Below are 25656 nucleotides of genomic sequence, written 5' to 3'. Positions count from 1 at the left end.
TGTGACGGAGGGAAACACCATGAAACGCTGGATGACAGCCATCTCCGCGGCCGCGCTGATCGCGGCCTCGTCGTTCACCACGGCGACCACCGCCACGGCCGCCGGGCTCAAGGACCCGGTGCAGCTGCGGGTCGCCTCGTTCCGCCAGGGCTCGAGCTGGTACGTCTACGGCGTGACCCTGGGCGAGCTGCTGCGCAAGGCCCTGCCCGAGGGCTCGCAGATCGACACGCCGCCGCTTGGTGGCGGCACCGCCAACCCGCTGCTGGTCGCCCGCGGCAAGGCGGACATCGGCCTGAGCTTCGCCGTGGTCAACCGCTGGGCGCGGGAGGGCTCGGAGCTGTTCGATGCGCCGCAGACCGACCTGCGTACCCTCATGGGCGGCTTCGACCAGTACTACCTCGGCATGATCGCCAACCGGCCGGACGCGGCCGGCACGTTGAGCGGCTATGTCGACGAGCTCGGCCCGGAGAAGCGGATCATGCTGCTGCGCCGCGGCAGCTTCGGCTCCTACGCCGGCGAGCAGGTACTCGGCGAGATCGGTGCCGGCGAGGATGCCGTCGCCGAGGCCGGCGGCAGCTACACCTTCACCGACTTCTCCACGGTGAAGTCCGCGTTCCCCGCCGGGCGCACGGACCTGTTCATCCAGGTCATGACCCGCGGTCACCCGGCGATCACGGAGATCGCGGAGACCACCGACGTGACCTTCCTCGAGCCCGGGGACGACACCCTCGCCACCCTCCAGGAGAAGTACGGCTGGCAGGCCGCCACCCTCCAGCCCGGGGCCTTCCGTGGCCAGGACCAGGCGCTGCGGCTGCCCGGCACCACCACCAGCCTGGTGGTCTCGAAGGACATGTCCGACGAGCTCGCCTACACCATCGTGAAGACCGTGTGCGAGAACCAGGACGCCTTCCGCGCGGGGCACAAGGCGCTTGCCGACTTCGACTGCGCCAGCGATGCGTGGCGGGCGGAGAACCTGGGGATGCCACTGCACCCCGGGGCGAAGCGCTACTACCGCGAGCAGGGGTGGCTGGAGTGAGCCTCCGCCGGTCCGACCCGAAGGGCGCCTGACCCATGACCGCCAACGACGACAGCCGCCACCCGCCCGAATCCGGGCGCTGGCGGCGACTGCTCACGCCGCCGGCGCTGCTGGCGCTCGCCTGGGCCGCCTTCCAGGTCGCGATCTACGTGTGGCCGGACATGGACCTGATGGTCCGGCGCTCCGGCCACGTGGCCTTCGCGACCTCGCTCGCGTTCCTGCTCGCGCCGGACGGCGGGCGCGCGTGGCGGCTGTGGCTCAACCGGCTGTTCGCCGTGCTCGCGCTGACGCCGCCGGTCTACCTGGCCCTGGAGCTGGAGCGCATCTACCAGCGCATTGTCCAGCTCGACCCGGTCCTTACTGGCGACCGCATCTTCGCCTGCCTGGCGGTGGTGCTGCTGCTGGAGGCGCTGCGGCGGCGCGCCGGGGCGGGCATGTTCGCCCTCGGCGTGGGCTTCATCGCCTACCAGCTGCTGGGGGCATACATCCCCGGGATCATCGGTCACAACATCTCCGGCTTCGACACCTTCGTGGAGCTGCTGCTGCTCACCGAGCGGGGACTGTTCGGCATCCCCACCGCGGTGTCCGCGGAGATCGTGTTCTACTTCATCCTCTTTGCCGCGGTGTTCGACGCCTACGGCGGAGGCCAGCTCATCATCGACCTGGCGATGCGGGTCACCGGCCGCCAGACCGGCGGCCCGGCCAAGGCCTCGGTGGTGGCCTCGGCGCTCACCGGCAGCGTCTCCGGCAGCGCCGTCGCCAACGTGATGAGCACCGGCATCTTCACCATCCCGCTGATGCGCCGGGTCGGCTACCCGGCGACGTTCGCCGCCGGGGTGGAGGCGGTGGCCTCCACCGGCGGACAGATCCTGCCGCCGGTCATGGGCGCGGGCGCCTTCATCATGGCGAACTTCCTCCAGATCCCCTACCAGGACGTGGTCCTGGCGGCGATCCTGCCGGCGCTGGCGTTCTTTGCGAGCCTTCTCCTGGTGGTGCACTTCCGGGCCCGGCGGGACGGCATCCGGCCCCTGGGGGCCGATGAGCTCGGTGACTGGCGCGGCGCGCTGAAGGCGCGCTGGCACCTGCTCGTGCCCCTGGTGTGGCTCGCTACCGCGATCGTCTCCGGGCTCTCGGTGGCGGACGCCGCGGTGCAGTCCTGCGCGCTCACCGTGGTGGTCGGGTCGCTGCGCCGCAGCACCCGCCAGCGGCCCATCGAGCTGCTGGAGGCGCTGGTGCGTACCGGCGAGCGCGCGCTGTCGGTGGCACTGCCCTGTGCGGTGGCCAGCATCATCGTGGCGGTGATCGCCTTCACCGGGCTCGGGACGAAGTTCACCGCGCTGGTGGTGCACCTCTCCGAGGGCAACCTCTACCTCGCCCTCGGGCTCACCGCGCTGGCCAGCCTGGTGCTCGGGGCGGGCATGCCCACGACCTCGGCCTACGTCATGGCCGCGGTGCTGGTGGCGCCGGCGCTGGTGCAGCTCGACGTGGCACCGCTGGTGGCGCACCTGTTCGTGTTCTACGTCTCCATTATTTCGATGGTGACGCCGCCGGTGGCGCTGGCCGCGTACGCAGCCTCCACGGTGGCCGGGTCGAAGCCCGGGGAGACCGGCTGGGCGGCGTTCTACCTGGCGCTGCCCGGGCTGGTGATTCCGTTCGCCTTCGCCCTGCACCCGGCACTGGTGCTGTGGGACGGCGCCGGTGCCACGGCCTGGGCCGTGGCCCGCGTGGCGTTGGCCTGTTCCGCGTTCGCGGTGCTGCTGCCGGGCTGGCTCGGCCGCCGGCTGCGGCCGCTGGAGCGGCTGGTGCTCGGCGTGGGGGCGGTCCTGAGCCTGCTGCCCGCGACGGTGCCGGCGATCGTCGGGCTGGTCCTGCTGGTGGCCCAGGTCGTGGCCTTGCGGCTGCTGCCGTCACCGCCCCCGGCGGCGGAGGATACCGCCGGGGGCTGAACCGGTGCCGGCCCCGCGGGGCCGGCACCGCCTTGCCGCCGTCCGCACCCCGCGGATTCAGACTCTCGGGCAAACGTCCGGACTCCGGTGCAGATATGCAGGCCCGCCGGCAATGCCCCCGGCGGGGGTGGCGCCGTACGCTCTCCGGGTGTGCCGTCGAGACAGTCCGTGACGGCACCGGAGGAGAGGGATGGAAGCACTTGAACAGCCGGCGGCCGCCGCGCCCCAGGGCGAGGTCGGCCGCTCCCGCGAGCGTGTCGAGGACGACGCACTGCTGCGTGGTGCCGGGCGCTACGGCGATGACCTCGCCGTGCCGCCCGGGACCCTGCACGCGGCCGTGCTGCGCTCGCCCCACGCCCACGCCGACATCCGCTCCGTGGATGTCACCCGCGCCCTTGCCGTCTCCGGCGTGCACACCGTGCTCACCGGCGAGGACGTCCGCAACTGGGCGGCGCCGTTCCCGGTGGGCGTGCGCGAGCCCATGGAGCACTGGTGCCTGGCCGTGGACCGGGTGCGCTACGTGGGCGAGCCGGTGGCGGTGGTGGTCGCGGAGGACCGCTACGCCGCGGAGGACGCCCTGGGGCTGGTGGACGTCGACTACGGGCTCCTCAGCCCGGCGGTGGACGCGGAGGCCGCCGCCGCACCGGAGGCAGCGGTCCTCCACGAGGGCGTCGGCAGCAACGTCGTCAGCGAGCGGCACTTCCACTACGGCGAGCCCGAGGACGCCTTCGCCGCCGCCGACCATCACGTCTCCCTGAAGGTGCGCTACCCGCGCAACTCCTGCACCCCGATCGAGTGCTATGTCGTGCTCGCGAGCTATGACGTCGCCGCCGGCGCCTACGATGTCAGCGCCAACTTCCAGGGCCCGTTCGCGCTGCACTCGGTCATGGCCCGGGCGCTACAGGTGCCGGCCCCGCGGCTGCGCCTGCGCACCCCCGCGGACTCCGGCGGCAGCTTCGGCATCAAGCAGGGCGTGTTCCCCTACGTGGTGCTCATGGCGCTGGCCGCCCGCAAGGCCGGGGCGCCGGTGAAGTGGGTGGAGGACCGCCTCGAGCACCTCCAGGCCGCCTCCTCGGCGACCAACCGCGTGTCCACCATCGAGGCGGCGGTGACCGCCGAGGGCCGCGTCACCGCACTGCGCTACGACCAGCTCGACGACTGCGGCGCCTACCTGCGCGCCCCCGAGCCGGCCACCTTTTACCGCATGCACGGCACCCTCACCGGTGCCTACGACATCCGCCACCTCGCGGTGCGCAACCGCGTGGTGCTCACCAACAAGACGCCCACCGGGCTGAACCGCGGCTTCGGCGGGCCCCAGGTCTACTACGCCCTGGAGCGGCTGATGCAGCACATCGCCGCGACCCTGGGGCTCGACCCGCTGACGGTGATCCGGCGCAACCTGGTGCCGCCGGAGGCCTTCCCGTACCGCGCCCCCGCGGGCTCGCTGCTCGACTCCGGCGACTACCCGGCGGCGGTGGAGCTGGCCGAGCGCGACGGCGGGCTGGCGGAGCTGCGCGAGCGCCGGGACGCCGCCCGGCGGGAGGGCCGCTACTACGGCATCGGTTTCTGCGCGGCGGTTGAGCCCTCGATATCCAACATGGGCTACATCACCACCGTGATGACCCCGGAGGAGCGGCGCAAGGCCGGGCCCAAGAACGGCGCGGTGAGCACCGCCACCGTGAGCGTCGATCCCCTCGGCGCCGTGAGCGTGCACGTCTCCTCCACGCCCCAGGGACAGGGGCACCGCACCGTCGCCGCCCAGGTGGTGGCGGACGTGCTCGGCGTGCCCTTCGAGTCGGTGACGGTGAACGTCGAGCTCGACACCCAGAAGGACGCCTGGTCCATCGCCTCGGGCAACTATTCCAGCCGCTTCTCCGGCGCGGTGGCCGGCGCCGTGCACAAGGCCGCCACGCGGGTGCGTGACCGCCTCGCCGGCATCGCCGCCGGGCCGCTGGGCGTGGCCCCGGAGACGGTGCGTTTCGCCGGCGGGCGCGTGCACGCCGGCGCCGATGACGGTAGCGCCTCGATGTCCTTCCACCGCGTCGCCGGCGCGGTGCACTGGGCCCCCGGCACGCTCCCGGAGGGCGAGCCGGGCGGGCTGCGCGAGACCGCGTTCTGGACCCCGCCGGAGCTCGCCGCCCCGGACGAGGGCGACCACATCAACAGCTCGCTGTGCTACGGCTTCGTGTTCGACTACTGCGGCGTGGAGATCGACCCGGTCACCGGCGCAGTGCGCATCGACCGCTACGTCACCCTCCACGACCCGGGGCGCATCCTCAATCCGCAGCTCGTGGACGGCCAGGTCCGCGGCGGCTTCGCCCAGGGCCTGGGCGCGGCGCTGATGGAGGAGTTCGCCTACGGCGACGACGGCAGCTTCCTCGCCGGCACCCTGGCGGACTACCTCATCCCCACCTCCATGGAGGTGCCGGAGCCGGTGATCCTGCACATGGAGACGCCGTCGCCGTTCACGCCGCTGGGCGCCAAGGGCGTGGGCGAGGGCAACAACATGTCCACGCCCGTGTGCATCGCCAACGCCGTGGCGGACGCCCTCGGCCGCGCGGACATCGAGCTGCCGCTCACCCCGGCGCGGGTGCGCGGCGTGATCGGCATCGACGAACCGGAGCCGCCGGCCGGCCTGGAGCCCGCCGCCGCGCCCAGGGGCGGGGGCTCGGGGCTGCGCGCCAGCGACTCGGTGACCATGCCGGCGCCGCCGGAGACCGTGTTCCACCGCATGCTCGAGCCGGCGACCCTCGCCGCGATCATCCCGGGCTGCCACGAGCTCGAGGCCACCGGCGAGAACGCCTACCGCGCCGACGTCACCGTGGGCGTGGGCATGATCCGCGCCCGCTACGAGGCGCGAATCACCCTGAGCGAGCTCGACCCGCCGCACTCGCTGCGGCTGAGCGGCGTGGGCGAGAGCGCCATGGGGTCCGCCGAGGGCAGCGCGCGGGTGCGTCTCACCGCCCTCGACGACGGCGGCACCCGGCTCGACTACGACTACGAGGCCGCCGTCGGCGGCAAGGTCGCGGCCGTGGGTGCGCGCATGCTCCAGGGGGCGGCGCGGGTCATCATCGGCCAGATTTTCACCCGCCTCGCCGCGGAGCTCGGCGGTGGCCAGCCGTCGTGGTGGCGGCGTCTGGCGGACCGGCTGCGCGGCCTCGTCGGCCGCGGGGGAGGGCGTTCATGAAGCCCGCGGCGTTCGACTATGCCCGCCCGGCCACCCGGCGCGAGGCGATCGAGCTGCTCGCCGGCGCGCAGGGCGAGGCCCGCGTGCTCGCCGGCGGCCAGTCCCTGATGGCGGTGCTCAACATGCGCCTGGCCGAGCCGGCGCTGGTGATCGATATCACCGGCATCGACGAGCTCCACTACATCGAGGAGCGCGACGGCGCCCTGTGCGTCGGCGCCGCCACCCGCCAGGCGGAGCTCGCCGCCCACCCGGGGCTCGCCGAGCGCGTGCCGCTGGTGGCGCAGGCCCTGCCCTGGGTCGGGCACTTCCAGACCCGTAACCGCGGCACCGTCTGCGGCTCCGTCGCCCATGCCGATCCCAGCGCCGAGCTGCCGCTGTGCCTGGCGACCCTGGGCGGCGAGGTGGTGCTGGAGGGCCGGCGCGGCCGGCCCCGCGTGGTGCCGGCGGCGTCGTTCTTCCAGGGCGTGCTCACCACCGACCGCGCCCCCGGCGAGCTGATCACGGAGGTGCGTTTCCCGCTGGCGCAGGCGCAGACGCAGTACCGCTTCACCGAGGTCGCGATGCGCCATGGCGACTTCGCCATCGTCGCCCTGGCCGCGGCGATTCGCGGCGAACAGGTGGACCTCGGCGTCGGCGGCGTCGCCGACCGGCCGGTGGTGCGCACGCTGCCCGCCGGTGACGGCCTGGACGAGGCCCTCAACGAATTCGCCTGGGCCCTCGGGGCCGAGGACGATGCCCACGCCACCGCCGCGTACCGGCGCACGCTGGTGCGCGAGCTGGGGCGGCAGCTGATCACGGAGGCCCGGCCGTGCTGAAGATCGAGGCGAACGACAGCCATCGCGTCACCCTGACGCTCAACGGCCGCGAGCGCAGCGGCAATGCCCGTCCGCGCACCCTGCTGAGCGACTTCCTGCGCCACGAGCTGGGGGCCACCGGCACCCACGTGGGCTGCGAGCACGGTGTCTGCGGGGCATGCACGGTGCGCGTGGACGGCGTGGCCAGCCGGGCGTGCCTGATGCTCGCCGTGCAGGCGGACGGCCGGCGGGTGGACACCGTGGAGGGGCTTGCCGGCGACGACGGCCCGCTGTCCGACCTGCAGGCCGCCTTCCGGCGTCATCACGCGCTGCAGTGTGGGTTCTGCACCGCGGGCATTCTCAACTCGTGCGCCGATTTCCTCGGCCGCGAGCGCGATCCGAGCGAGGCGCAGGTGCGCGACATGCTCTCCGGGCACCTGTGCCGGTGCACCGGGTACACGGGCATCGTGCGCGCCGTCCTCGAAGTCGCCGCACAGCGGCGCGAACAACGGCAGGAGGAGCGAGACGATGTTTGACCTGGGACGCAGCCTGCTCGCGACGGTGGAGCGCCGTCCCGACGCGGTGGCGGTCAGCGATGGACCCCGGCGCCTGACGTACGCGCAGTGGTTCGGGTATATCCAGGCCGTGGCCCACGGGCTCGACGGGCTCGGCGTCGGCAAGGGCGACCGGCTGCTGGTGGTGATGCAGAACCGCTGGGAGATGGCGACCCTGCACTGGGCCTGCCAGTGCGCCGGGGTGATCGTCACGCCGCTCAACTGGCGCAGCACCCCGGAGGAGATCGACTACTGCATCCGCGACGCGGACGTCAGCGCCATCGCCTACGACGACTCCGCCGCGGAGGCTGTGGGTCACTGCGTCCGCCTCGGCGAGCTGCCGCGGGTGGTGACGGCCGGGGTCGACGATCCGCAGGCGCGCACCTTCGAGGCCCTGGCGGCCACGCCGGCGCCGGCGACGGTGGTGCGCGCCGGCGCCGAGGACACCTCGCTGATGCTCTACACCTCCGGCACCACCAGCCGGCCCAAGGGGGTGCCGCGGCGCCATCGTGCCGAGCGTGCCGCCGCACTCGCCCACGTCGCCCAGAACCTCTACCGCCAGGGCGAGTGCACCCTCGGGGTGATGCCGCTCTACCACACCATGGGGGTCCGTTCGCTGCTCGCCATGGCCCTGGTGGACGGCCACTTCGTGTGCATCCCGCGATTCGACCCGGGGGCCACCGTGGACGCCATCGAGCGCGAGGACATCACCAATCTGTACCTCGTGCCCACGCTCTATCACATGCTCCTCGAGCACGAGGGCTTCTCGCCGGAGCGTGTGGCCAGCGTGGAGAAGATCGGCTTCGCCGGGGCGCCCATGAGCGCCGGGCTGATGCAGCGCGTGGAGGCCGCGTTCCGGCCGCAGCTGTTCGTCAACCACTACGGCAGCTCCGAGATCTACACCTTCACCATCGACCAGCGGGCCGCGAGCAAGCCCGGCTCCTCCGGGCGGGCCGCGCTCAACCAGCGCATCCGGGTGGTGCCCATCGACACCGACGACCCGGAGCGCGCGGCGCCGGCGGGCGAGGAGGGCGAGATCATCGCCGATCTCGCCGGCGACGAGTCCTTCGAGGGCTACTGGAACCGCCCGGACGCGGACGCGAAGGCCCTGCGAAATGGCTGGTATTTCACCGGCGATACCGGCTATTTCGACGAGGAAGGCGATCTTTTCGTCACCGGCCGCGTGGACGACCTGATCATCACCGGCGGCGAGAACGTCAGCCCCGTGGAGGTGGAGAACGCGCTCTCCACCCATCCGGCGGTGGCGGAGGTCGCGGTCGCCGGGCTACCGGACGAGCAGTGGGGCTCGGTGGTCACCGCCTTCATCAAGCGCCGCGATGACGTGGACGAGGCGACGCTGAACACCCACTGCCTGGAGTCCGGACTGGCGAACTTCAAGCGCCCGCGCCGCTACGTCTTCCTCGAGGAGATCCCCAAGTCCGCCGTCGGCAAGGTGCTGCGCCGCGAGCTCGTGGCCCAGCGCTACGAGGTCGAGCGCGCGGGCTGAGCACGGCAATCACCACAAGGGAAACATCATGGATCTAGACACCGTACACCGCACCCTGGAAGGCCCGTTCGACGGCTTCCAGGTCCACGTCGACGCCGAGCGCGAGCGGGGCGACATCGTCCTGGGGCGGCCGCCGCTGAACGTGATCTCCATGCCCCAGCGCGACGAGCTCCGCGCCGTGTTCGAGGCCCTGGACGCCCACCCGGACGTGCGCGTGATCGTGCTGCGCGCCGAGGGCAATCACTTCTCCAGCGGCGGCGATATCAAGGGCTTCCTGGAGGCGAGCCCGGAGCACGTCTCCCACCTCGCCTGGAACGTCGCCGCCCCGGAGCGCTGCAACAAGCCGGTGATCGCCGCCAACCGCGGCTACTGCTTCGGCGTCGGTTTCGAGCTGTCGCTGGCCTGCGACTTCCGCATCGCCAGCGAGACCTGCCGCTACGCCCTGCCGGAGCAGCGCCTCGGCCAGATCCCGGGTTCCGGCGGCTCCGCACGGCTGCAGAAGCTCATCGGCGTCGCCCGCACCAAGAACATGGTCATGCGCGCCAAGCGCATCACCGGTGCCGACGCCCACGACTGGGGCATCGCCGCGGACTGCGTCGCCGACGGCGAGCTGGAGGCGGCGACGGACGCCCTGGTCGAGGAGCTCCGTGGCTTCTCGCCGCTGGCGCAGCGCACCGCCAAGCGGCTGCTCAACGACGGCGAGAACGCCAGCCTGGCCGTGGCCATCGAGATGGAGGGCCACTGCTACAGCCGGCTGCGCACCTCGGATGATTTCCGCGAGGGCGTGGAGGCGTTCGGCGAGAAGCGTCCGCCGGAGTTCCGCGGCTGCTGAGACGACAGGCGCCGGCCCCGCGCCGGCGCATTCAACGGGGAGAGGGGAGCATGACAGACAATCATACCGACACCACCGGGGCGCCGGTCCGGGGCGACTTCCGCGCCGGGATCGCGGCGCTGCCGCGGGCGCTGACGCTGAAGTCCATCAGCGCCGGCACGGTGGCGGCGATCTTCGGCTGCTCCGGCCCGGCGCTGATCGTGATCAACGCCGCGGAGTCCGGCAACCTCACCAGCGGTCAGACGGTGGCCTGGCTGTTCGCGATCTACGTGCTCGGCGGGCTGATCAGCCTGCTCATGGCGCTGCGTTACCGCCAGCCCATCACCGGCGCGTACTCGATCCCGGGGGCGGCGATCCTCGTGGGGGCGCTGTCCACGGTGAGCTTCAACGAGGCAGTGGGCGCGTTCATCATGAGTGGTGTCCTGGTGCTGTTGCTCGGCGTCAGCGGTCTGATAGGACGGGTGATGCGATGGATCCCGATGCCCATCGTCATGGCCATGATCGCCGGTGCGCTGATCCGCTTCGGCACCGGCGCGGTGGACGCCGTGGGCAACGCGCCCTGGGTCGCCGGTGCGGCGGTGGCGGCGTTCCTGCTCACGCACCGCTTCCTGCGCGCCGTCCCGCCGGTGCTCGCGGCGCTGGTGGTGGGGCTGATCGCGGCGCTGGCCACCGGCAGCCTGTCCCCGGCGGAGGTGCCGCTGGCGTTCACCGCCCCCGAGCTCACCACCCCGGCCTTCACCCTGGATGGCTTCCTGGCGATCACCCTGCCGCTGTCGCTGCTGGTGATCGGTGCCGAGAACGCCCAGGCCACGGGTGTGCTCATGGCCGAGGGCTACCGCCCGCCGATCAACGCGATGACGGTGGTCAGCGGTATCGGCGGCATCCTCGCGGGTATCCTCGGCGGCCACAACGCCAACATCGCCGGGCCGATGACCGCGATCTGCTCGTCGGACGAGGCCGGCGATGACCCCGAGCGCCGCTACGGGGCGACGGTGGTGAACGCCGTGCTCTTCGGTGGCTTCGGCCTGGTGGCCGGCGCGGCAGTGCCGTTCGTGCTCGCCCTGCCCAAGCCGCTGATCATGGCGGTCGGCGGGCTGGCGATGATCAGCGTGCTGCTCACGGCCTTCCAGCAGGCCTTCTCCCGGGATCGGGGCCACCAGATCGGGGCCTTCGTGGCGCTGGTGGTGGCGATGTCGAGCACGAGCCTGTTCGGCATCAGCGCGCCGTTCTGGGCGCTGGTCTTCGGTGTGGTGGTGTCGCTGGTCCTGGAAGGGCGGCTCTTCGCCGCCGCGGCGACGCGGTCGGCGCAGACCGGCTGAGCCGTTCCCCCGGCGCCTGTTTTTGCCCGTGCGCAATGCGGTGTGCACGAACAGGTGGTAACATCGACGGTGCGGCGCGAGCGCCGCACCCTTATACGGGGAGGAGGAAGCAGAGCCATGTCGAACGCGCAGCGCGTTTTTCATGGGGACTTCGGGCGCGTTGCCCTGCTGGACATGGATGAGCCACTGGTTCCCCATGCACATTCGGAATGCCACGTACTGCTCAAGGCCATGGGCGCGGATACCTATTTCTCCGTGCGGGGCCAGCAGCAGCCACTGACCGATCGCACGGCGGTGCTCGTCAACGCATGGGAGCCGCATTACTACGACCACCGGCCGGATGCACCGCGCACCCTGATCCTGGCGCTCTACATCGAGCCCACCTGGCTCGCGGAGCTGCAGCGCTCGCTGGCGCTCAGCGGACGCCCGGATTTCTTCTCGCGGCGCTGCGTCGATCTCACGCCGCAGATGCGCGCGATCGCCGACACCCTGATCGCGCAGATGATGGAGCTTGGCCCGGCGCCCCAGGACCGGGTGGAATCGCTGCTCTCGGAGCTGCTCGTCGGTATCTGCGAATCGTTTTCTGAGTGGCGCCATCTCTCGCGGATGCGCGTGAGTGCGCCCACCGCCTACTACGACGTGCGCATCCGGCGGGCCAACGAGTACCTGATGACGCACTACGCCGAGGAGGTGCGGATGGACGAGCTCGCCGCGGAGTGCGGGCTCTCGCGGGCGCACTTCTTCGCCCTGTTCAAGAAGGGCACCGGCATGACGCCCCACATGGTGCTCAACATGATCCGCATGAAGAAGGCCTGCGAGTGGCTGGCGACCTCGCGCACGGGCACGCTCGGCAACCTCTCGGATTCGCTGGGCTTCTCGGAGCAGGGGCACTTCACGCGTTTCTTCCGCAACCACCTGGGCGCCGCCCCGAGCCAGTACCAGCGGGTGGTGGACCGCTACGGCGCACAGATGCGCCAGCTGTGACCTTCCAGTGGGTCGTTTACCCGGGATCTGCCCGGAAGACTGGCGGTGCGAGCCAGACCACTCCGCCAGGAGGCCCGGGTGAACGGCCTTGCCCGTTGATCCGGGTCCCGGCAGTCGCACACGGCCTCGCGGCCGTGCACGACCTATGTATGGACTCGCCCCTGGTATCAACCGCCGGCTGGTGGAAGGAACCCCGCCTGCACTTATGTATCAGGCCTCATCGAGGTGGCACAGTTCGCTGCGCCACGGCGGAGCGTCGCCAGCCGTCTTGCCTGCGGGTCCTCGGCGGCGAGGCATTTGAGCCGCGCGTCCGCCCGCGCGAGCCGATCCCCCGGCACCCGATACGCCGCATCCAGCTCGGCGAGCAGCGCATGGAAGGCGCCATTGAGCCACTCGGGCGGACTGCCCCGTTCCTGTAGGTCGGTTGCTCCTGGCAACCGACAGGTGGGGTGCCGGCGGTCTCCCGGTCGGCGGCCGGGTCCGGGGCGCGACGTTGCGTGGGCGGTGTTCCGGCGGGATGACGTCTACGGCCTGTCGGCCGTGCACGATCCTGGATGTTGTCCGGGGGGGGTTGCCAGTTTGCTTGCGGGTTATCGGGAAAACCTGACGACCTGCCGGCCGTTGTTTGCCCTGACCTCGTCTGTCGGGCAGCGCCACGCCTCATTGCCGGCGCCGGTGTGGCTCCGCCACGTGAGCGACATCATCGTGGCTGTCGGTTGCCAGGAGCAACCGACCTACCCGAGCTGCGGTGCTCGCACACGCGCTGCGTGAGCACGCAGACGCCGTGCCCAGTAGTGCGCCCCCGAGCCCGTCTCCAGCACCACCTCCAGCGACCCCGACAGCCCCTCGAGAAAACGCTCAAAGGCACGCCGCGAGCGAAACCCGCGTTCAAAGCACACTCGCCCCGACGCATCCTCTCCCACCGCGAAGCAAACCTCTTTGGCCAGATCCACCGCCAATGTGATAACCCTATCCACGGACTCGCCCGCCTTTCTCGACCTGCACGGTCTCTCAGTGGACGGTACACCCGCCACCCCGGCGCCTCGATGCCTCTACAGGGGGGACGAGTCCATGTGATTACGCGGGCGGGCACCCGTCCGCGACGATATCGGCCGCCGGGCGCAGCCGACATCGTAGCCCCGGGGGGTGCACGGCTGGCCCATTGCCGCCGCCGCGGCCCGGAACGCCGGTGCCCGCGTGGTGTTGCGGCCGGTGGGCCCCGGCCACGGTGCCGATCCCGTCTCGCGCCGCGCCGTGTCCCTCGTGACGCGATCCCCCGGCAGGCCGGGCGGCGCGGGCCGTCGTGTCCGTCCTGCGAGGCCGGCCGATTGTGAATTTTCGTGAACCCTTACCGCCGCGGCCCGGTTTGCGTTTCATGGGTGCCGGCAAGCGTGGATAATTCCCCCGCTGGGGCAGTCCAAGGATCACGATGACCAGTTCTCTTCCGCTGCGGCTGGTGCTGGCGGGTGCGGGAATCGCCGTGCTCGCCGCGTGCACCCCGAACACCGACATGCCCGCGCGCGATGCCGCGCCGGTGCCGGAACGCTTCTCCGCGAGCGGGGACGGTGCACTGCCGTCGCGCTGGTGGCGGCACTTCGACGATCCGGCCCTGGCGGCGCTGGAGCGCGAGGCCCTGGCGGGCAGCTTCTCGCTCGCCGGCGCGCGGGCGCGGCTGCGCCGGGCGCGGGCGCTGGCCCGGCTGGAGGGGGCCGCCCAGCGCCCGCAGCTGCAGGCCAGCAGCGGGGCGAGCACCCAGCGCAGCGACGGCCAGAGCAGCGAGCGCTACACCGGCTCGCTGACCGCCAGCTTCGAGGTCGACCTGTGGGGACGGCTGGCCTCCCAGGCGCGCGCCGCCGGGCTGGAGGCGCAGGCGAGCCGTTTCGACCTGCGGGCCGCAGCGGTGACGCTGAGCGCGGAGGTCGCGCGCACCTATTACCAGCTCCTGAGCCAGCGCGAGACCATCGAGCTGCTGCGCCGCCAGCGTGACCTCAACGCGCGTATCGCCGATCTCATCGAGGTGCGCTTCCGCAACGGCCAGGTCACGGCCGATGAGCTGCTGCGCCAGCGCCAGCTCACCGAGCAGACCGGCACCACCCTGGAGCAGGCCCTGGGCGAGCGCGACCGGCTGCGCGCGGACCTGGCCGCGCTGCTCGGCCGCCCGCCGCAGGCGCTGGCGCTGCCGGAGGACGCGCCGGAGCGCGTAGCGGTGCCGTCGCTGCCGGACGTGGGCGTGCCCTCGGCATGGCTGCGCCGCCGCCCGGACCTGCGCGCCGCGTTCCTGCGGGTGCGCTCGGCGGACGCCACGGTGGCGGCCTCCATCGCCGAGCGCTACCCGAGCCTGGATCTCTCCGCCTCGCTGACCAGCACCGCCGTGTCCACCGCCCGCGCGTTCGAGGACTGGGTGCGCGAGCTCGCCGCCTCGCTGACCCTGCCGCTCTACCAGGGCGGGGCGATCAGCGCGCGCATCGAGCGCGACCGTGCGGCACGGGCGGTGGCGTTCAACGATTACGCCCAGACCGTGGTGGAGGCGGTCGCCGAGGTGGAGCAGGCGCTGTCCGCCGCGCGGGCCGACCGCCGGGTCCTGGACGGGCTCCAGCGCCAGCGCGACATCGCGGAGCGGGTGCTGACACAGCTGCGCTCGCGCTACTTCAACGGCGCCGCGGATTACCTCGACGTGCTGGATGCCCAGAGCCGCCTGCAGGATATCGAACGCCAGCTCGTCGACGCCCGCTGGGCGCTGGTGCTGGACCGGATCGCGCTGATCCGCGCCGTCGCCGGCGGCGCCTTCGGCGAGCCGACGGATGAGGGGAACGAACAGACGTGACGGGGACGAATACCACGGACACGCCGCCGCGCCGCGGCGGCATGCGGGCCGTCGTGCACACCGTGCTGACGCTGCTGGTGCTCGCCGCCGGCGGTGCCGCGGCCTACCGGCTGATGACCACGGACGAGCCGGTGGGCCGTCAGCAGCGGCCCGAGCCCGCGGCGCGGCTGGTGGAGGTGGCGACGGTGAGCCCGGCGGACCACCGGATCACGGTCACCGCCCACGGCGATGTCCAGCCGTCCCGGCGCCTGGTACTGCGCCCGCGGGTGGGCGGCCGGGTGACCTCGCTGGCTGAAGGCTTCGATCCCGGTGGACGCCTGAACGCCGGGGATACGGCGCTCACCCTGGACGACGAGGACTACCGCCTCGCCCTCCAGCGGGCCCGGGCCGCGCTCACCCGGGCCCGCTCGGACCTCGCCCTGGAGCAGGGCCAGCAGGCGGTGGCACGGCAGGAGTACGAGATCCTCGGCGACGAGTCTCCGGCGCCGGAGGAGAAGTCCCTGATGCTGCGCGAGCCGCAGCTCGACAGTGCCCGCGCCGCGGTGGCCTCGGCCCGCAGCGACGTGGCCGCCGCCCAGCGGGATCTCGATCACACCACGGTGACGGTCCCCTTCGACGCGGTGGTGCTCTCCCGGGACGTGGCGCCGGGTGCGGAGGTGACCACCAGCACCCAGCTTGGCGAGCTGGCCGGCACCGAGCGCTGGTGGGTGGAGCTCACCGTGCCGGTGCGCGCGCTGCGCTGGATCGATGCGCCGGACGGGCAGGGCGGTGACGGGTCCGCCGTGCGCCTGCACTACGACGCCGCCTGGGCGCCCGGCGAGTACCGCCAGGGCCGGGTCATCCGCGTGCTCGACTCGCTGGAGGAGGACGGCCGACTGGCCCGGGTGCTGGTGGCGGTGGACGACCCGCTGGCGCTGGAGCGCGAGGGCGATCCGCCGCGGCTGCTGATCGGTGCGTTCGTGCGCGGCGAGATCCTGGGCCGGGTGCTGGAGGACGCCTACGAGGTCCGCGCGGCCTGGCTCCACGGCGGTGATACGCTGTGGCTGATGAGCGCCGACGGCGAGCTGGTTTTCCGCGAGGTGACGGTCGCCTACCGCGACGGCGACCGGGTGTTCGTCTCCGGCGGCCTTGAGCCGGGGGACCGGGTGGTCACCTCCGGCATCGCCACCCCTGCCGAGGGCATGCCCCTGCGCGCCGCGGAGGCGGAGAGCGGCGATGGCGGGTGAGCGCGGCGACGGCGTGATCGGCTGGTTCGTCCGCCACCGGGTGGCGCCGAACCTGCTGATGCTGGTCTTCCTGCTGGGCGGGCTGTACATGACCACCCGCATCACCCAGGAGGTCTTCCCGGACTTCCAGCGCGACGTCCTCGTGGTCAGCGTCTCCTACCCGGGGGCGACGCCGGAGCAGATCGAGTCCGGCGTGGTCCTGCCGGTGGAGGAGGCGGTGCAGGGCCTCGAGGGCGTGGAGAAGGTCACCGCCACGGCCCGCACCGGCAGCGGGCAGGTGAGCATCGAGCTCATCGAGGGCTACAACCTCCAGCGTGCCTACCAGGACGTCACCCGGGCGGTGGATGATATCGACACCTTCCCGGACCAGGCGGAGGACCCGGAGATCTCCTTCAGCGGCTGGCGCCGGGACGTGCTGGACATCCTCGTCTACGGCGACGTGCCCGAGCACAGCCTGCGCGCCGCCGCCGAGCGGGTGCGCGACCGTCTCCGCCTGGCGGACGGTGTCACCCAGGCCGCGCTGGACGACGTCCGCGACTACGAGATCCACATCGACATCAGCGAGGAGGAGCTACGCGCCTACGGCCTCACCCTCCAGGACGTGGCCTCGGCGGTGGCGGAGAACGCCCGGGACCGCTCCGCCGGCCGGGTGGAGACCGCCGGCGGCGACATCCTCCTCAAGGTCGGCGAGCGCCTGACGCGCGCGGAGGGGTTCCGCGACGTCGTCCTCCGGGCGACCCCGGGCGGGGGCGTGGTGCGCCTCTCCGACGTGGCCGACGTGAGCGAGGCCTTCGCCACCGCGGACGACGACATCGGCAGCTACAACGGCAAGCCCGCGGTGGGCGTGGAGGTCTTCCGGGTCGGCCGGGAGACGCCCATCGGCGTGTCCGATGCGGTCACCGCCGTGCTGCCGGAGATCCGGGCCTCGCTGCCGCCGCAGATCGACGTCGCCATCCAGAGCGACGCCTCGAACGTCTACCGCCAGCGCGTGGAGCTGCTGCTCAAGAACGCCTTCCTCGGCCTGCTGCTGGTGCTCGCAGTGCTGAGCGCCTTCCTGGAGCTGCGGCTGGCGTTCTGGGTGACCGTGGGTATCCCCACCGCCTTCCTCGGGGCGTTCCTGTTCCTGCCGTGGTTCGGCGTGTCCATTAACATGATCTCGCTGTTCGCGTTCATCATCGCGCTGGGCATCGTGGTGGACGACGCCATCGTCGCCGGCGAGAACATCTACGAGTACCGACAACGCGGCCTGGGCCTGCTGCCCTCCGCGGTGCAGGGTGCGCGGGACATCGCCGTGCCCATCGCGATCAGCGTGCTCACCAATATCGTGGCGTTCCTGCCGCTGGCCTTCATCCCGGGCACCTTCGGCCAGATCTGGGCGGTGATACCGGCGGTGGTGGGCACAGTCTTCGCGATCTCGCTGGTGGAGGCGCTGGTGATCCTGCCGGCCCACCTCGGGCACACCCGCAGCGGGGCGAGCACCGGCGCCGGGGCGAGCGTGCACCGGCTCCAGCAGCGTTTCAGCGCGGCGTTCAGCCGCTTCATCGACCGGGGCTACGGCGGCGCGCTGGCGCTGGCCGTGCGCTGGCGCTACGTCACCCTGGGCCTGGCGACGGCGCTGCTCGCGGTGACCCTCGCCTACGCGATGAGCGGGCGGATGGGCTTCATCCTCATGCCCCGGGTGGAATCGGACACCGCCGAGGTCACCGCGGTGCTGCCCCAGGGGGCGCCGGCGGCGGCCCTGCGCCGGGTGCGCGACGTTCTCGTGGACGCCGCCGGCGACGTGGTCGAGGGCAACGGCGGCGATGCCCTCAGCGACGGCATTTACGCCGCCATCGAGGGCAACGAGGTGGAGGTGCGGGTGTACATGACCCCGCCGGACCAGCGGCCGATGAGCACCGGTGCGTTCGTGCAGCGCTGGCGCGAGGCCGCCGGCGCGATACCGGGGGTGGAGTCCACCAGCTTCGATGCCGACCGCGGCGGCCCGGGCGGCGGCGCGGCGGTGACCGTGCAGCTGAGCCACGGCGACATCGACACCCTCAACCACGCCGCGGCGACGCTGGCCGAGCGCCTCGGCGAGCTCGCCTACGTCCGCGACGTCGACGACGGCTACCAGCTCGGCAGCCCGGAGTGGAACATCCGCCTGACCGAGAGCGGCCGGGCGCTGGGCTTCACCGTTGACGATATCTCCCGGCAGCTGCGCAACGGCTTCTACGGCGCCGAGGCGGTGAAGCTGCTGCGCGGGGGCAACGAGGTCACCGTGCGGGTGCAGCTGCCCCCGGCACGGGCGGACACGGAGACGTCGGTGTCCTCGTTCATGCTGCGCACCGCGGCGGGGCGCTACGTGCCCCTGGAGTCGGTGGCGGAGGTGACACGGTCGCGGGCGGTGACCAGCATCCAGCGCGAGAACGGCCGCCGGGCAATGCCGGTGACCGCGGACGTGGTGCCCATCGAGCAGACCAACCGGGTCCTGCGCGAGCTCCGCGAGCGGATGCTGCCGCGGCTGGTGGCGGATTTCCCGGGGCTGTCCTACGAGTTCGGCGGGCGCCAGGAGAGCATGCGTGACGCCATCCAGAGCTTCTTCCAGACCGTGACCATCGCGCTGCTCGGGATCTTCGCGCTGCTCGCGCTGCCGTTCCGCAGCTACATCCAGCCCATGATCGTGATGATGGCCATCCCCTTCGGCGTCGTCGGGGCGATCCTCGGCCACCTGATCATGGGCTACAGCCTGAGCATCATCAGCATCATGGGGATCATCGCCCTCGGCGGTGTGGTGGTGAACGGCTCGCTGGTGATGATCGACTACGCCAATGCCCGGGTGCGCGAGGGCGCGAGCGTGGGGGAGGCGGTCCACGCCGCGGGCGTGCGGCGCTTCCGGCCGATCATGCTCACCACGCTCACCACCTTCGGCGGGCTGGCGCCGATGATCTTCGAGACCTCGATGCAGGCGCGGTTCATGATCCCGATGGCGATCTCGCTGGGCTACGGGATCGTGTTCTCCTCGGCGATCCTGCTCTTCCTCATCCCCTGCCTGTACCTCGCCATCGAGGACGTCCGCGCCCTGCTGGGCGGCCGGCGCACGGACTGAGCCGGCCGGGTGGCCTTATGGCCTTTGCGGGGGTGGCGACGGCGGGCGGTTATTCCGTGGGGCGGGCGACCACGACGCTGTTCCGCCCCATGGACTTGGCCTCGTAGAGGGCGGCGTCCGCGCGGTCGAGGAGCTTGTCGTGGCTGTCGTCGCCGGTGTGCAGGGCGGCGACCCCCACGCTCACGGTGGTGTGGATGGTCTCGCTCGAGGCCGGGATGGCGGTCTCGGCGATGGTGTCGCAGAGCCGGTGGGCGGCGGCGTGGGCCCCTTCCAGGCCGGTTTCGGGGAGTACCAGGGTGAACTCCTCGCCGCCATAGCGCCCCAGGGTGTCGGGGGTGCGGCGCTGGGCCTCGGCGATGCCCGCCACGCGGCGGATGACGTCGTCGCCGGCCTGGTGGCCGAAGGTGTCGTTGATGCGCTTGAAGTGATCGATGTCGAACATGATCACCGACAGCGGCAGGTCGTAACGGCGTGCGCGCTGGTATTCGGTGGCCAGGCATTCCTCGAGGTGGCGGCGGTTGGAGATGCCCGTGAGCGGATCGCGGATGCTCATCTCCAGCAGCCGGGCCTGGGCGTCCTGGAGCTGCTGCTGGTAGACCGCCGTGTCGGTGACGTCCATGACCGTGACGCAGATGTGCTCCACGTGCTCGTCTTCCGGCCCGGCCAGGGGCAGGAAGGTGCAGTCCTGGTACATCGACTTGGGCCCGCCGGTGACCTGGTGCGGGTTGTCGAAGCGGAACAGCCAGGGCCGCTCCGTCCACGAGCTGAACGCCGCCTGCCGGGTGTAGGCGACGCTGCGCAGCTTCGCCGAGAACCAGTCCTGCGGCAGCTCGGGGAACACCTCGCAGAGGTCACGCCCCTTGATCCACGCCGCCGTGTGGCCGCTGTGCATCTCCATGAAGTGGTTCCACAGGCGCACCCGGCGCTCGCGGTCGACGATCACGACGCCGATGTTGAGGGCGGTGACCAGGTTGTCGAGGAGGGCGTATTCGGGCATGGCCGTCAGCCCAGCCCGTCGAGGATGCGGTCGACGGCGTGGCGCATGGTCTCGATGCTCTGTTCGGGCATGAGCAGCAGCAGGTGGCAGGCGAAGCCGCGGGCGTCCAGCCGGAAGTTCACCTCCAGCATCAGCGCCTGGTCCCAGATGAGGTCCTCGGCGTTGAGCAGCCGCGCGACCGGCGACCCCATGCTCATGATGGCCGGCCGCCCCAGCGAGAGGCGGGTGGCGGTGTGCTCGCCGAGGCCGCGCAGGACCGAGCCGAGCAGGATGTTGCTGACGTCGAGCAGCAGCTCGCGCTCGACCGTCTCGTCCACGCTGTCGTGGCCGAGCAGGTCCGCCAGCCCGCGGCAGCCGCCCTCGCCGAACAGCGCCAGAGCCTCGCCGCTGACGCCGTCCATGAACGGCTGGCGTACCGCCGCGACCTGACTGTCGCGCCCCGTGAGGGCCTCGACCTCGGGGGTGAGGCCGCCGGCCTCGACGATCGCCACCCGGGGTACCGAGAGCTCGATGTAGACGTCCAGCATCTCGGCGAGCACGGCACCCGCACGGCCCATCGCCAGATTGGCGATCTCCTGCAGCGCGTCCTGCTGGTCCGCCGAAAAGGGTTCGACGCTCATAATATCCCTGTGTCCCGCAGGGTCGCGGCCAGCATGGTCGGGTCCACGGGTTTGCGCACGAAACCGCGTGCACCGAGCTCCATGGCCCGCTCCTCGGCCTTGGGCTGGGCGTCGGCGGAGATCACGATGACCGCCGGCGGGGAGGGGAATTCGAAGATACGCTCCAGCACGTCGAAGCCGGAGAGGCCCGGCATGGTGAGATCGAGCAGCATGACGTCCACGTTACCCTCTCGGCAGGCTTCCACGGCATCCTCGCCGTTATCGAGCTGCGAGACCTCCACGTCCCATTCCGGAGGCAGCGCACGGATTGTGATCTTCCGTGACATGGTCGAGTCATCGACCACGAGAACCTGGGTGGACATCGTTACCTCGTCGGTGTCGGGCCTGGTTCCTTTTTATCAAGCTCCGCATTATGCGGCGGAGTCGTCATTAATCCAACCGTTCTGGCGCGGCAAGTGTGACCTCGTCGGTAGACAACCAATACTGCCATGCTGTTATGCGATCGGTCATTGCGCCGCGACGGGCGGTGGTGGATCAGGCGGCCATGACGCATGAATCCAATTCATTTAAACAATGAGACAGGTAAGAGGAGTTAATAGTTTCTGTCAATCCCGGCGGTCGAGGCACTGAATCCCCGGGGGCGGCGCTGTATGATGCTAGTCCTTCGCAGCGCAACATGACCCACCAGGCGAATGACTGAAACTGCCCGTATCCGCGAGATTCCCTATAACTACACGTCGTTTTCCGACCGCGAGATCGTTCTGCGCTACCTGGGCCAGGAGGCCTGGGATACCCTCAACGAGCTGCGCGAGAGCCGGCGGACCGGCATCTCCGCGCGCATGCTCTTCGAGGTCCTCGGCGACCTCTGGGTGGTCAAGCGCAACCCCTACATCCAGGACGACCTCCTCGACAGCGCCAAACGCCGCCGGGCGCTGATCGAGGCGATGAACCACCGACTCGACCAGATCGTCGCCCGCGCCGAGGGCAACCGCAAGGCCCTGGACCTGGCCGACCAGGCCAGGACCGCGGTGCGCGAGTTCGAGCAGTGGTTCCCGGAGATGCAGCGCAAGCGCGAGCGCGCCCGCCGTGCGTTCGCCCGCCACACCCGCGAGGACAACATCTGCTTCGACGGGCTCTCCCGCGTCTCCCACCAGACCGACGCCACCGACTGGCGCGTGGAGGTGCCCTTCGTCGTGCTCTGCCCGGACACCGAGGCGGAGATGGCCGCGCTGGTGAAGACGGCCGTCGAGCTGGGGCTGGTCATCATCCCCCGCGGCGGCGGCACCGGCTATACCGGCGGGGCGGTGCCCATGCACGAGGACTGCGTGGTCATCAACACGGAGAAGCTGGAAGGCGTCGGCGCCGTGGAGCGCCGGACCCTGCCGGGCATGGAGGAGCCCGTTGCGACGGTGCGCGCCGAGGCCGGCGTGGTCACCCGCCGTGTCTCCGACCTCGCCCAGAAGCACGGCTACGTCTTCGCCGTCGACCCCACCTCCCAGGACGCCTCGACCATCGGCGGCAACGTCGCCATGAACGCCGGCGGCAAGAAGGCGGTGCTCTGGGGCACGGCGCTGGACAACCTGGCCTCCTGGCGCATGGTCACCCCGGATGCGGAGTGGCTGGACGTGGAGCGCGTGGATCACAACATGGGCAAGATCCACGATCAGGACACCGTGCGCTTCCGCGTCACCCGGTTTGAGGCGGACGGCGAGACGCAAAAGGGCGAGCCGGAGGAGATCGCCTTCCCGGGCGAGACTTTCCGCAAGGTCGGCCTGGGCAAGGACGTCACGGACAAGTTCCTCAACGGCGTGCCGGGGGTGCAGAAGGAGGGCTGCGACGGGCTGATCACCTCCGCCACCTTCGTGCTCCACGTCATGCCCGAGCACATGCGCACCGTCTGCCTGGAGTTCTACGGCACGGACCTCCACGAGGCGGTGCCCGCGATCGTGGAGATCGTCGACGACCTGCAGGCGGACGAGTCCGTCAAGCTCGCCGGCCTGGAGCACCTGGACGAGCGCTACGTCCGTGCCGTGGGCTACGCGCCCAAGGGCGCCCGCGGCGAGAAGCCCAAGATGGTGCTGGTCGCCGACCTCGCCTCGGAGGACGAGAACGCCTGCGCCGAGGCCGCCTCGCGCATGGTGCGCAAGGCCAACGCCCGCAACGCGGACGGCTTCATCGCCGTCTCCGCCGAGGCGCGCAAGACCTTCTGGGCGGACCGCTCCCGCACCGCCGCCATCGCCGCGCACACCAACGCGTTCAAGATCAACGAGGACGTCGTCATCCCGCTGGACCGCCTCGCGGAGTACAGCGAGGGCATCGAGCGGATCAACATCGTCCAGTCCATCGAGAACAAGCTGCGCCTGCTCGCCGAGCTGCGCAGCCATCTCGGCGGCAGCCTGCCGGAGCTCAAGCAGCGCCCGGACTACCTCGACCGCGAGCACTACGAGGCCTCCGAGGAGGGCGGCTCGATCCTCGGGCAGAAGTGCGCCTCCGCCGTGGCGCACCTCGCCGACGTCGGCGACCGCTGGAAGGCCATCCTCGACAACATGGACGGTGACCCGGTGGCGCTGGACGCGCTTCTCGACGACACCGCCCGGGCGGACCGGCGCGAGGGCGACACCATCGCCAACCTGCTGCTGCGGCGCAGCCTGCGCATCTCCTACCGCCGCGAGGTCGAGGACCGGCTCAAGGAGATCTTCGACGGCCGCGACCTCGAGCCCGTGCGCAGGACGATCGACGCCATCCACCAGGATGTGCTCTCCAGCCGGCTGTTCGTCGCCCTGCACATGCACGCCGGCGACGGCAACGTGCACACCAACATCCCGGTGAACTCCAACGACTACCGAATGATGCGCGAGGCCGACCACATCGTGGACCAGGTCATGGCGCTCGCCGGGCGGTTGAACGGCGTGATCTCCGGCGAGCACGGCATCGGCATCACCAAGATGCAGTACCTCGACCCCGCCGTCTCCGAGCGCTTCGCGAGCTACAAGCGCGAGGTCGACCCCGAGGGCTGGTTCAACCGCGGCAAGCTCCTCCAGGGCTCCGGCCTGTCGGACGCCTACACCCCCTCGCTGCGACTGCTCCAGCAGGAGGCGCTGATCCTGGAGGCCAGCGAGCTCGGCGAGCTCAACGACGACATCAAGGACTGCCTGCGCTGCGGCAAGTGCAAGCCCGTGTGCACCACCCACATCCCGCGGGCCAACCTGCTCTACAACCCGCGCAACAAGATCCTCGCCACCGGGCTGATGATCGAGGCGGTGCTCTACGAGGAGCAGACCCGCCGCGGGATCTCGCTGCACCACTGGGAGGAGATGAACGACGTGGCCGACCACTGCACGGTCTGCCACCGCTGCGTCACCCCCTGCCCGGTGAACATCGACTTCGGCGACGTCACCGTGAAGATGCGCAGCATCCTCAAGCACAAGGGCCAGCGCCGCTCCAGCCCGCAGACCAGCGCGTCCATGGCGTTCCTCAACGTCAAGGACGCGCGCACCATCAACATCATGCGCAAGGGCATGATCGAGTGGGGCTACGGCGCGCAGCGGCTCGGCTTCCACGTCGCCAAGAAGGTCGGCCTCGCCGGCAGCGGCGGCAAGCGCCCGGACGCCGAGCCGAAGAAGCGCCCCAAGCACACCCGCGACCTCTCCAACGTCCCGGCCCAGGTGGTGCACTTCGTCAAGAAGCCCATGCCGGGCAAGCTGCCCTCGCGCACCACCCGCGCCATGCTCGGGCTCGAGGACGACAAGACCGTGCCCATCATCCGCAACCCGGAGAAGGTCACCGAGGACTCGGACGCGGTGTTCTACTTCCCCGGCTGCGGCTCGGAGCGGTTGTTCAGCCAGATCGGCCTCGCCACCATGGCCATGCTCTACGATGCCGGCGCCCAGACCGTGCTCCCGCCCGGGTACCTGTGCTGCGGCTACCCGCAGACCTCCAACGGCGACCTGGAGAAGGGCCAGGAGATCACCACCGAGAACCGCGTGCTCTTCCACCGGGTGGCGAACACGCTGAACTACATGGACATCAAGACGGTGATCGTCTCCTGCGGCACGTGCATGGACCAGCTGCTGAAATACGAGTTCGAGCAGATCTTCCCGGGCTGCCGGCTGCTCGACATTCACGAATACCTGCTGGAGAAGGGCTATAAGCTAGAGGGCGTGGACGGTGTGCAGTACATGTACCACGACCCCTGCCACACCCCCATGAAGACCCACGACGCGCAGAAGACCGCGAGCACCCTCATGGGCACCGAGGTCCCGCTCAACGACCGCTGCTGCGGCGAAGCGGGCACCTTCGCCGTCAGCCGGCCGGACATCGCCAGCCAGGTCCGCTTCCGCAAGGAAGAGGAGTACAACAAAGGCCTGGAAGAGCTCACTGGCGAGCCCACCGCCGAGAAGGGCAAGGTGAAGATGCTCACCTCCTGCCCCGCGTGCCTCCAGGGCCTGTCGCGCTACGAGGACGACACCGGCGTCGAGGCGGACTACATCGTCATCGAAATGGCCAACCACCTTCTCGGCGACGGCTGGCAGGAACAGTTCATCGAACGCGCCCAGGCCGGCGGCATCGAAAAGGTGCTGCTGTAACCAACCGCCACCGCGGTGAGCCCGAGTGCGGCGCGAGTTCCACCCCCGGTGCGAGGCCATTGGCGCCCCCCTCTCCCTTGACGGGAGAGGGGCGGAGGCCATTGGTGCCCCCCTCTCCCTTGACGGGAGAGGGGCGGAGGCCATTGGTGCCCCCCTCTC

The 25656-nt window shown here is 71.0% G+C and carries 16 protein-coding genes; 13 read left to right on the top strand and 3 right to left on the bottom strand.

The genetic code is table 11. The features are described 5' to 3' along the window. Nucleotides 1-19 precede the first annotated feature (19 nt). The 12 genes from C516_RS20635 to C516_RS0115965 all read left to right on the top strand — a co-directional run bounded on the left by C516_RS20635 (nucleotide 20) and on the right by C516_RS0115965 (nucleotide 19294). Nucleotides 20-1036 carry a TAXI family TRAP transporter solute-binding subunit gene (locus C516_RS20635; protein ID WP_018719432.1) on the top strand — a complete coding sequence of 339 codons (1017 nt, stop codon included), beginning with the start codon at nucleotides 20-22 and terminating at the stop codon, nucleotides 1034-1036. A 35-nt stretch (nucleotides 1037-1071) separates the two neighbouring features. Then, nucleotides 1072-2982, top strand: coding sequence for a TRAP transporter permease (locus C516_RS0116015; RefSeq protein ID WP_018719431.1), 1911 nt, complete (start codon nucleotides 1072-1074; stop codon nucleotides 2980-2982). Between the two features lie 190 nt (nucleotides 2983-3172). After that, the gene (locus tag C516_RS0116010) at nucleotides 3173-6169 is read left to right on the top strand and encodes a xanthine dehydrogenase family protein molybdopterin-binding subunit (protein ID WP_018719430.1); all 2997 of its coding nucleotides are present in this window, start codon (nucleotides 3173-3175) and stop codon (nucleotides 6167-6169) included. Further along, the gene (locus C516_RS0116005) at nucleotides 6166-6984 is read left to right on the top strand and encodes an FAD binding domain-containing protein (RefSeq protein ID WP_018719429.1); all 819 of its coding nucleotides are present in this window, start codon (nucleotides 6166-6168) and stop codon (nucleotides 6982-6984) included. Before C516_RS0116010 ends, C516_RS0116005 begins: the two co-directional genes overlap by 4 nt. Then, nucleotides 6978-7499, top strand: coding sequence for a (2Fe-2S)-binding protein (locus C516_RS0116000; RefSeq protein WP_018719428.1), 522 nt, complete (start codon nucleotides 6978-6980; stop codon nucleotides 7497-7499). The genes C516_RS0116005 and C516_RS0116000 overlap by 7 nt, the downstream gene beginning before the upstream one ends. After that, nucleotides 7492-9024: an AMP-binding protein gene (locus tag C516_RS0115995; RefSeq protein ID WP_018719427.1), complete on the top strand. Its 1533-nt coding sequence runs from the start codon at nucleotides 7492-7494 to the stop codon at nucleotides 9022-9024. The genes C516_RS0116000 and C516_RS0115995 overlap by 8 nt, the downstream gene beginning before the upstream one ends. A gap of 28 nt (nucleotides 9025-9052) precedes the next feature. Further along, nucleotides 9053-9856, top strand: coding sequence for an enoyl-CoA hydratase/isomerase family protein (locus C516_RS0115990; protein WP_018719426.1), 804 nt, complete (start codon nucleotides 9053-9055; stop codon nucleotides 9854-9856). 50 nt (nucleotides 9857-9906) lie between these two features. After that, nucleotides 9907-11175 (top strand): benzoate/H(+) symporter BenE family transporter, encoded by a 1269-nt coding sequence (locus C516_RS0115985; protein ID WP_018719425.1) that lies wholly within the window; start codon nucleotides 9907-9909, stop codon nucleotides 11173-11175. Between the two features lie 117 nt (nucleotides 11176-11292). Further along, nucleotides 11293-12159: a helix-turn-helix transcriptional regulator gene (locus C516_RS0115980; RefSeq protein WP_018719424.1), complete on the top strand. Its 867-nt coding sequence runs from the start codon at nucleotides 11293-11295 to the stop codon at nucleotides 12157-12159. 1429 nt (nucleotides 12160-13588) lie between these two features. Further along, entirely contained in the window at nucleotides 13589-14983 is a 1395-nt protein-coding gene (locus tag C516_RS0115975; protein WP_018719423.1) for a TolC family protein, read from the top strand. Next, the gene (locus tag C516_RS0115970; RefSeq protein ID WP_018719422.1) at nucleotides 14980-16209 is read left to right on the top strand and encodes an efflux RND transporter periplasmic adaptor subunit; all 1230 of its coding nucleotides are present in this window, start codon (nucleotides 14980-14982) and stop codon (nucleotides 16207-16209) included. Before C516_RS0115975 ends, C516_RS0115970 begins: the two co-directional genes overlap by 4 nt. After that, nucleotides 16199-19294, top strand: a complete 3096-nt coding sequence (locus C516_RS0115965) for an efflux RND transporter permease subunit (RefSeq protein WP_018719421.1) — start codon at nucleotides 16199-16201, stop codon at nucleotides 19292-19294. Before C516_RS0115970 ends, C516_RS0115965 begins: the two co-directional genes overlap by 11 nt. Before the next feature lie 49 nt (nucleotides 19295-19343). Here C516_RS0115965 and C516_RS0115955 read toward each other — a convergent pair whose 3' ends face one another. Genes C516_RS0115955 through C516_RS0115945 form a run of 3 tightly spaced genes read right to left on the bottom strand, consistent with a single transcriptional unit; the run spans nucleotide 19344 to nucleotide 21273 of the window. Beyond that, nucleotides 19344-20291: a sensor domain-containing diguanylate cyclase gene (locus C516_RS0115955; protein ID WP_018719420.1), complete on the bottom strand. Its 948-nt coding sequence runs from the start codon at nucleotides 20289-20291 to the stop codon at nucleotides 19344-19346. 5 nt (nucleotides 20292-20296) lie between these two features. After that, a complete protein-coding gene (locus C516_RS0115950; RefSeq protein WP_018719419.1) occupies nucleotides 20297-20911 on the bottom strand; it encodes a chemotaxis protein CheC in 615 nt (204 codons plus the stop codon). Further along, entirely contained in the window at nucleotides 20908-21273 is a 366-nt protein-coding gene (locus C516_RS0115945) for a response regulator (RefSeq protein ID WP_018719418.1), read from the bottom strand. Before C516_RS0115945 ends, C516_RS0115950 begins: the two co-directional genes overlap by 4 nt. Nucleotides 21274-21603: 330 nt before the next feature. Here C516_RS0115945 and C516_RS0115940 point away from each other — a divergent pair, with 330 nt between their 5' ends. After that, nucleotides 21604-25497 (top strand): DUF3683 domain-containing protein, encoded by a 3894-nt coding sequence (locus tag C516_RS0115940; protein WP_018719417.1) that lies wholly within the window; start codon nucleotides 21604-21606, stop codon nucleotides 25495-25497. Nucleotides 25498-25656: the final 159 nt, after the last annotated feature.

The sequence above is a fragment of the Arhodomonas aquaeolei DSM 8974 genome, assembly GCF_000374645.1.
In the GTDB taxonomy this organism is placed as follows: Bacteria; Pseudomonadota; Gammaproteobacteria; order Nitrococcales; family Nitrococcaceae; genus Arhodomonas; species Arhodomonas aquaeolei.
The sequence above is the reverse complement of the archived record's forward strand: the minus strand, read 5'-3'. Positions and strand labels throughout refer to the sequence as shown.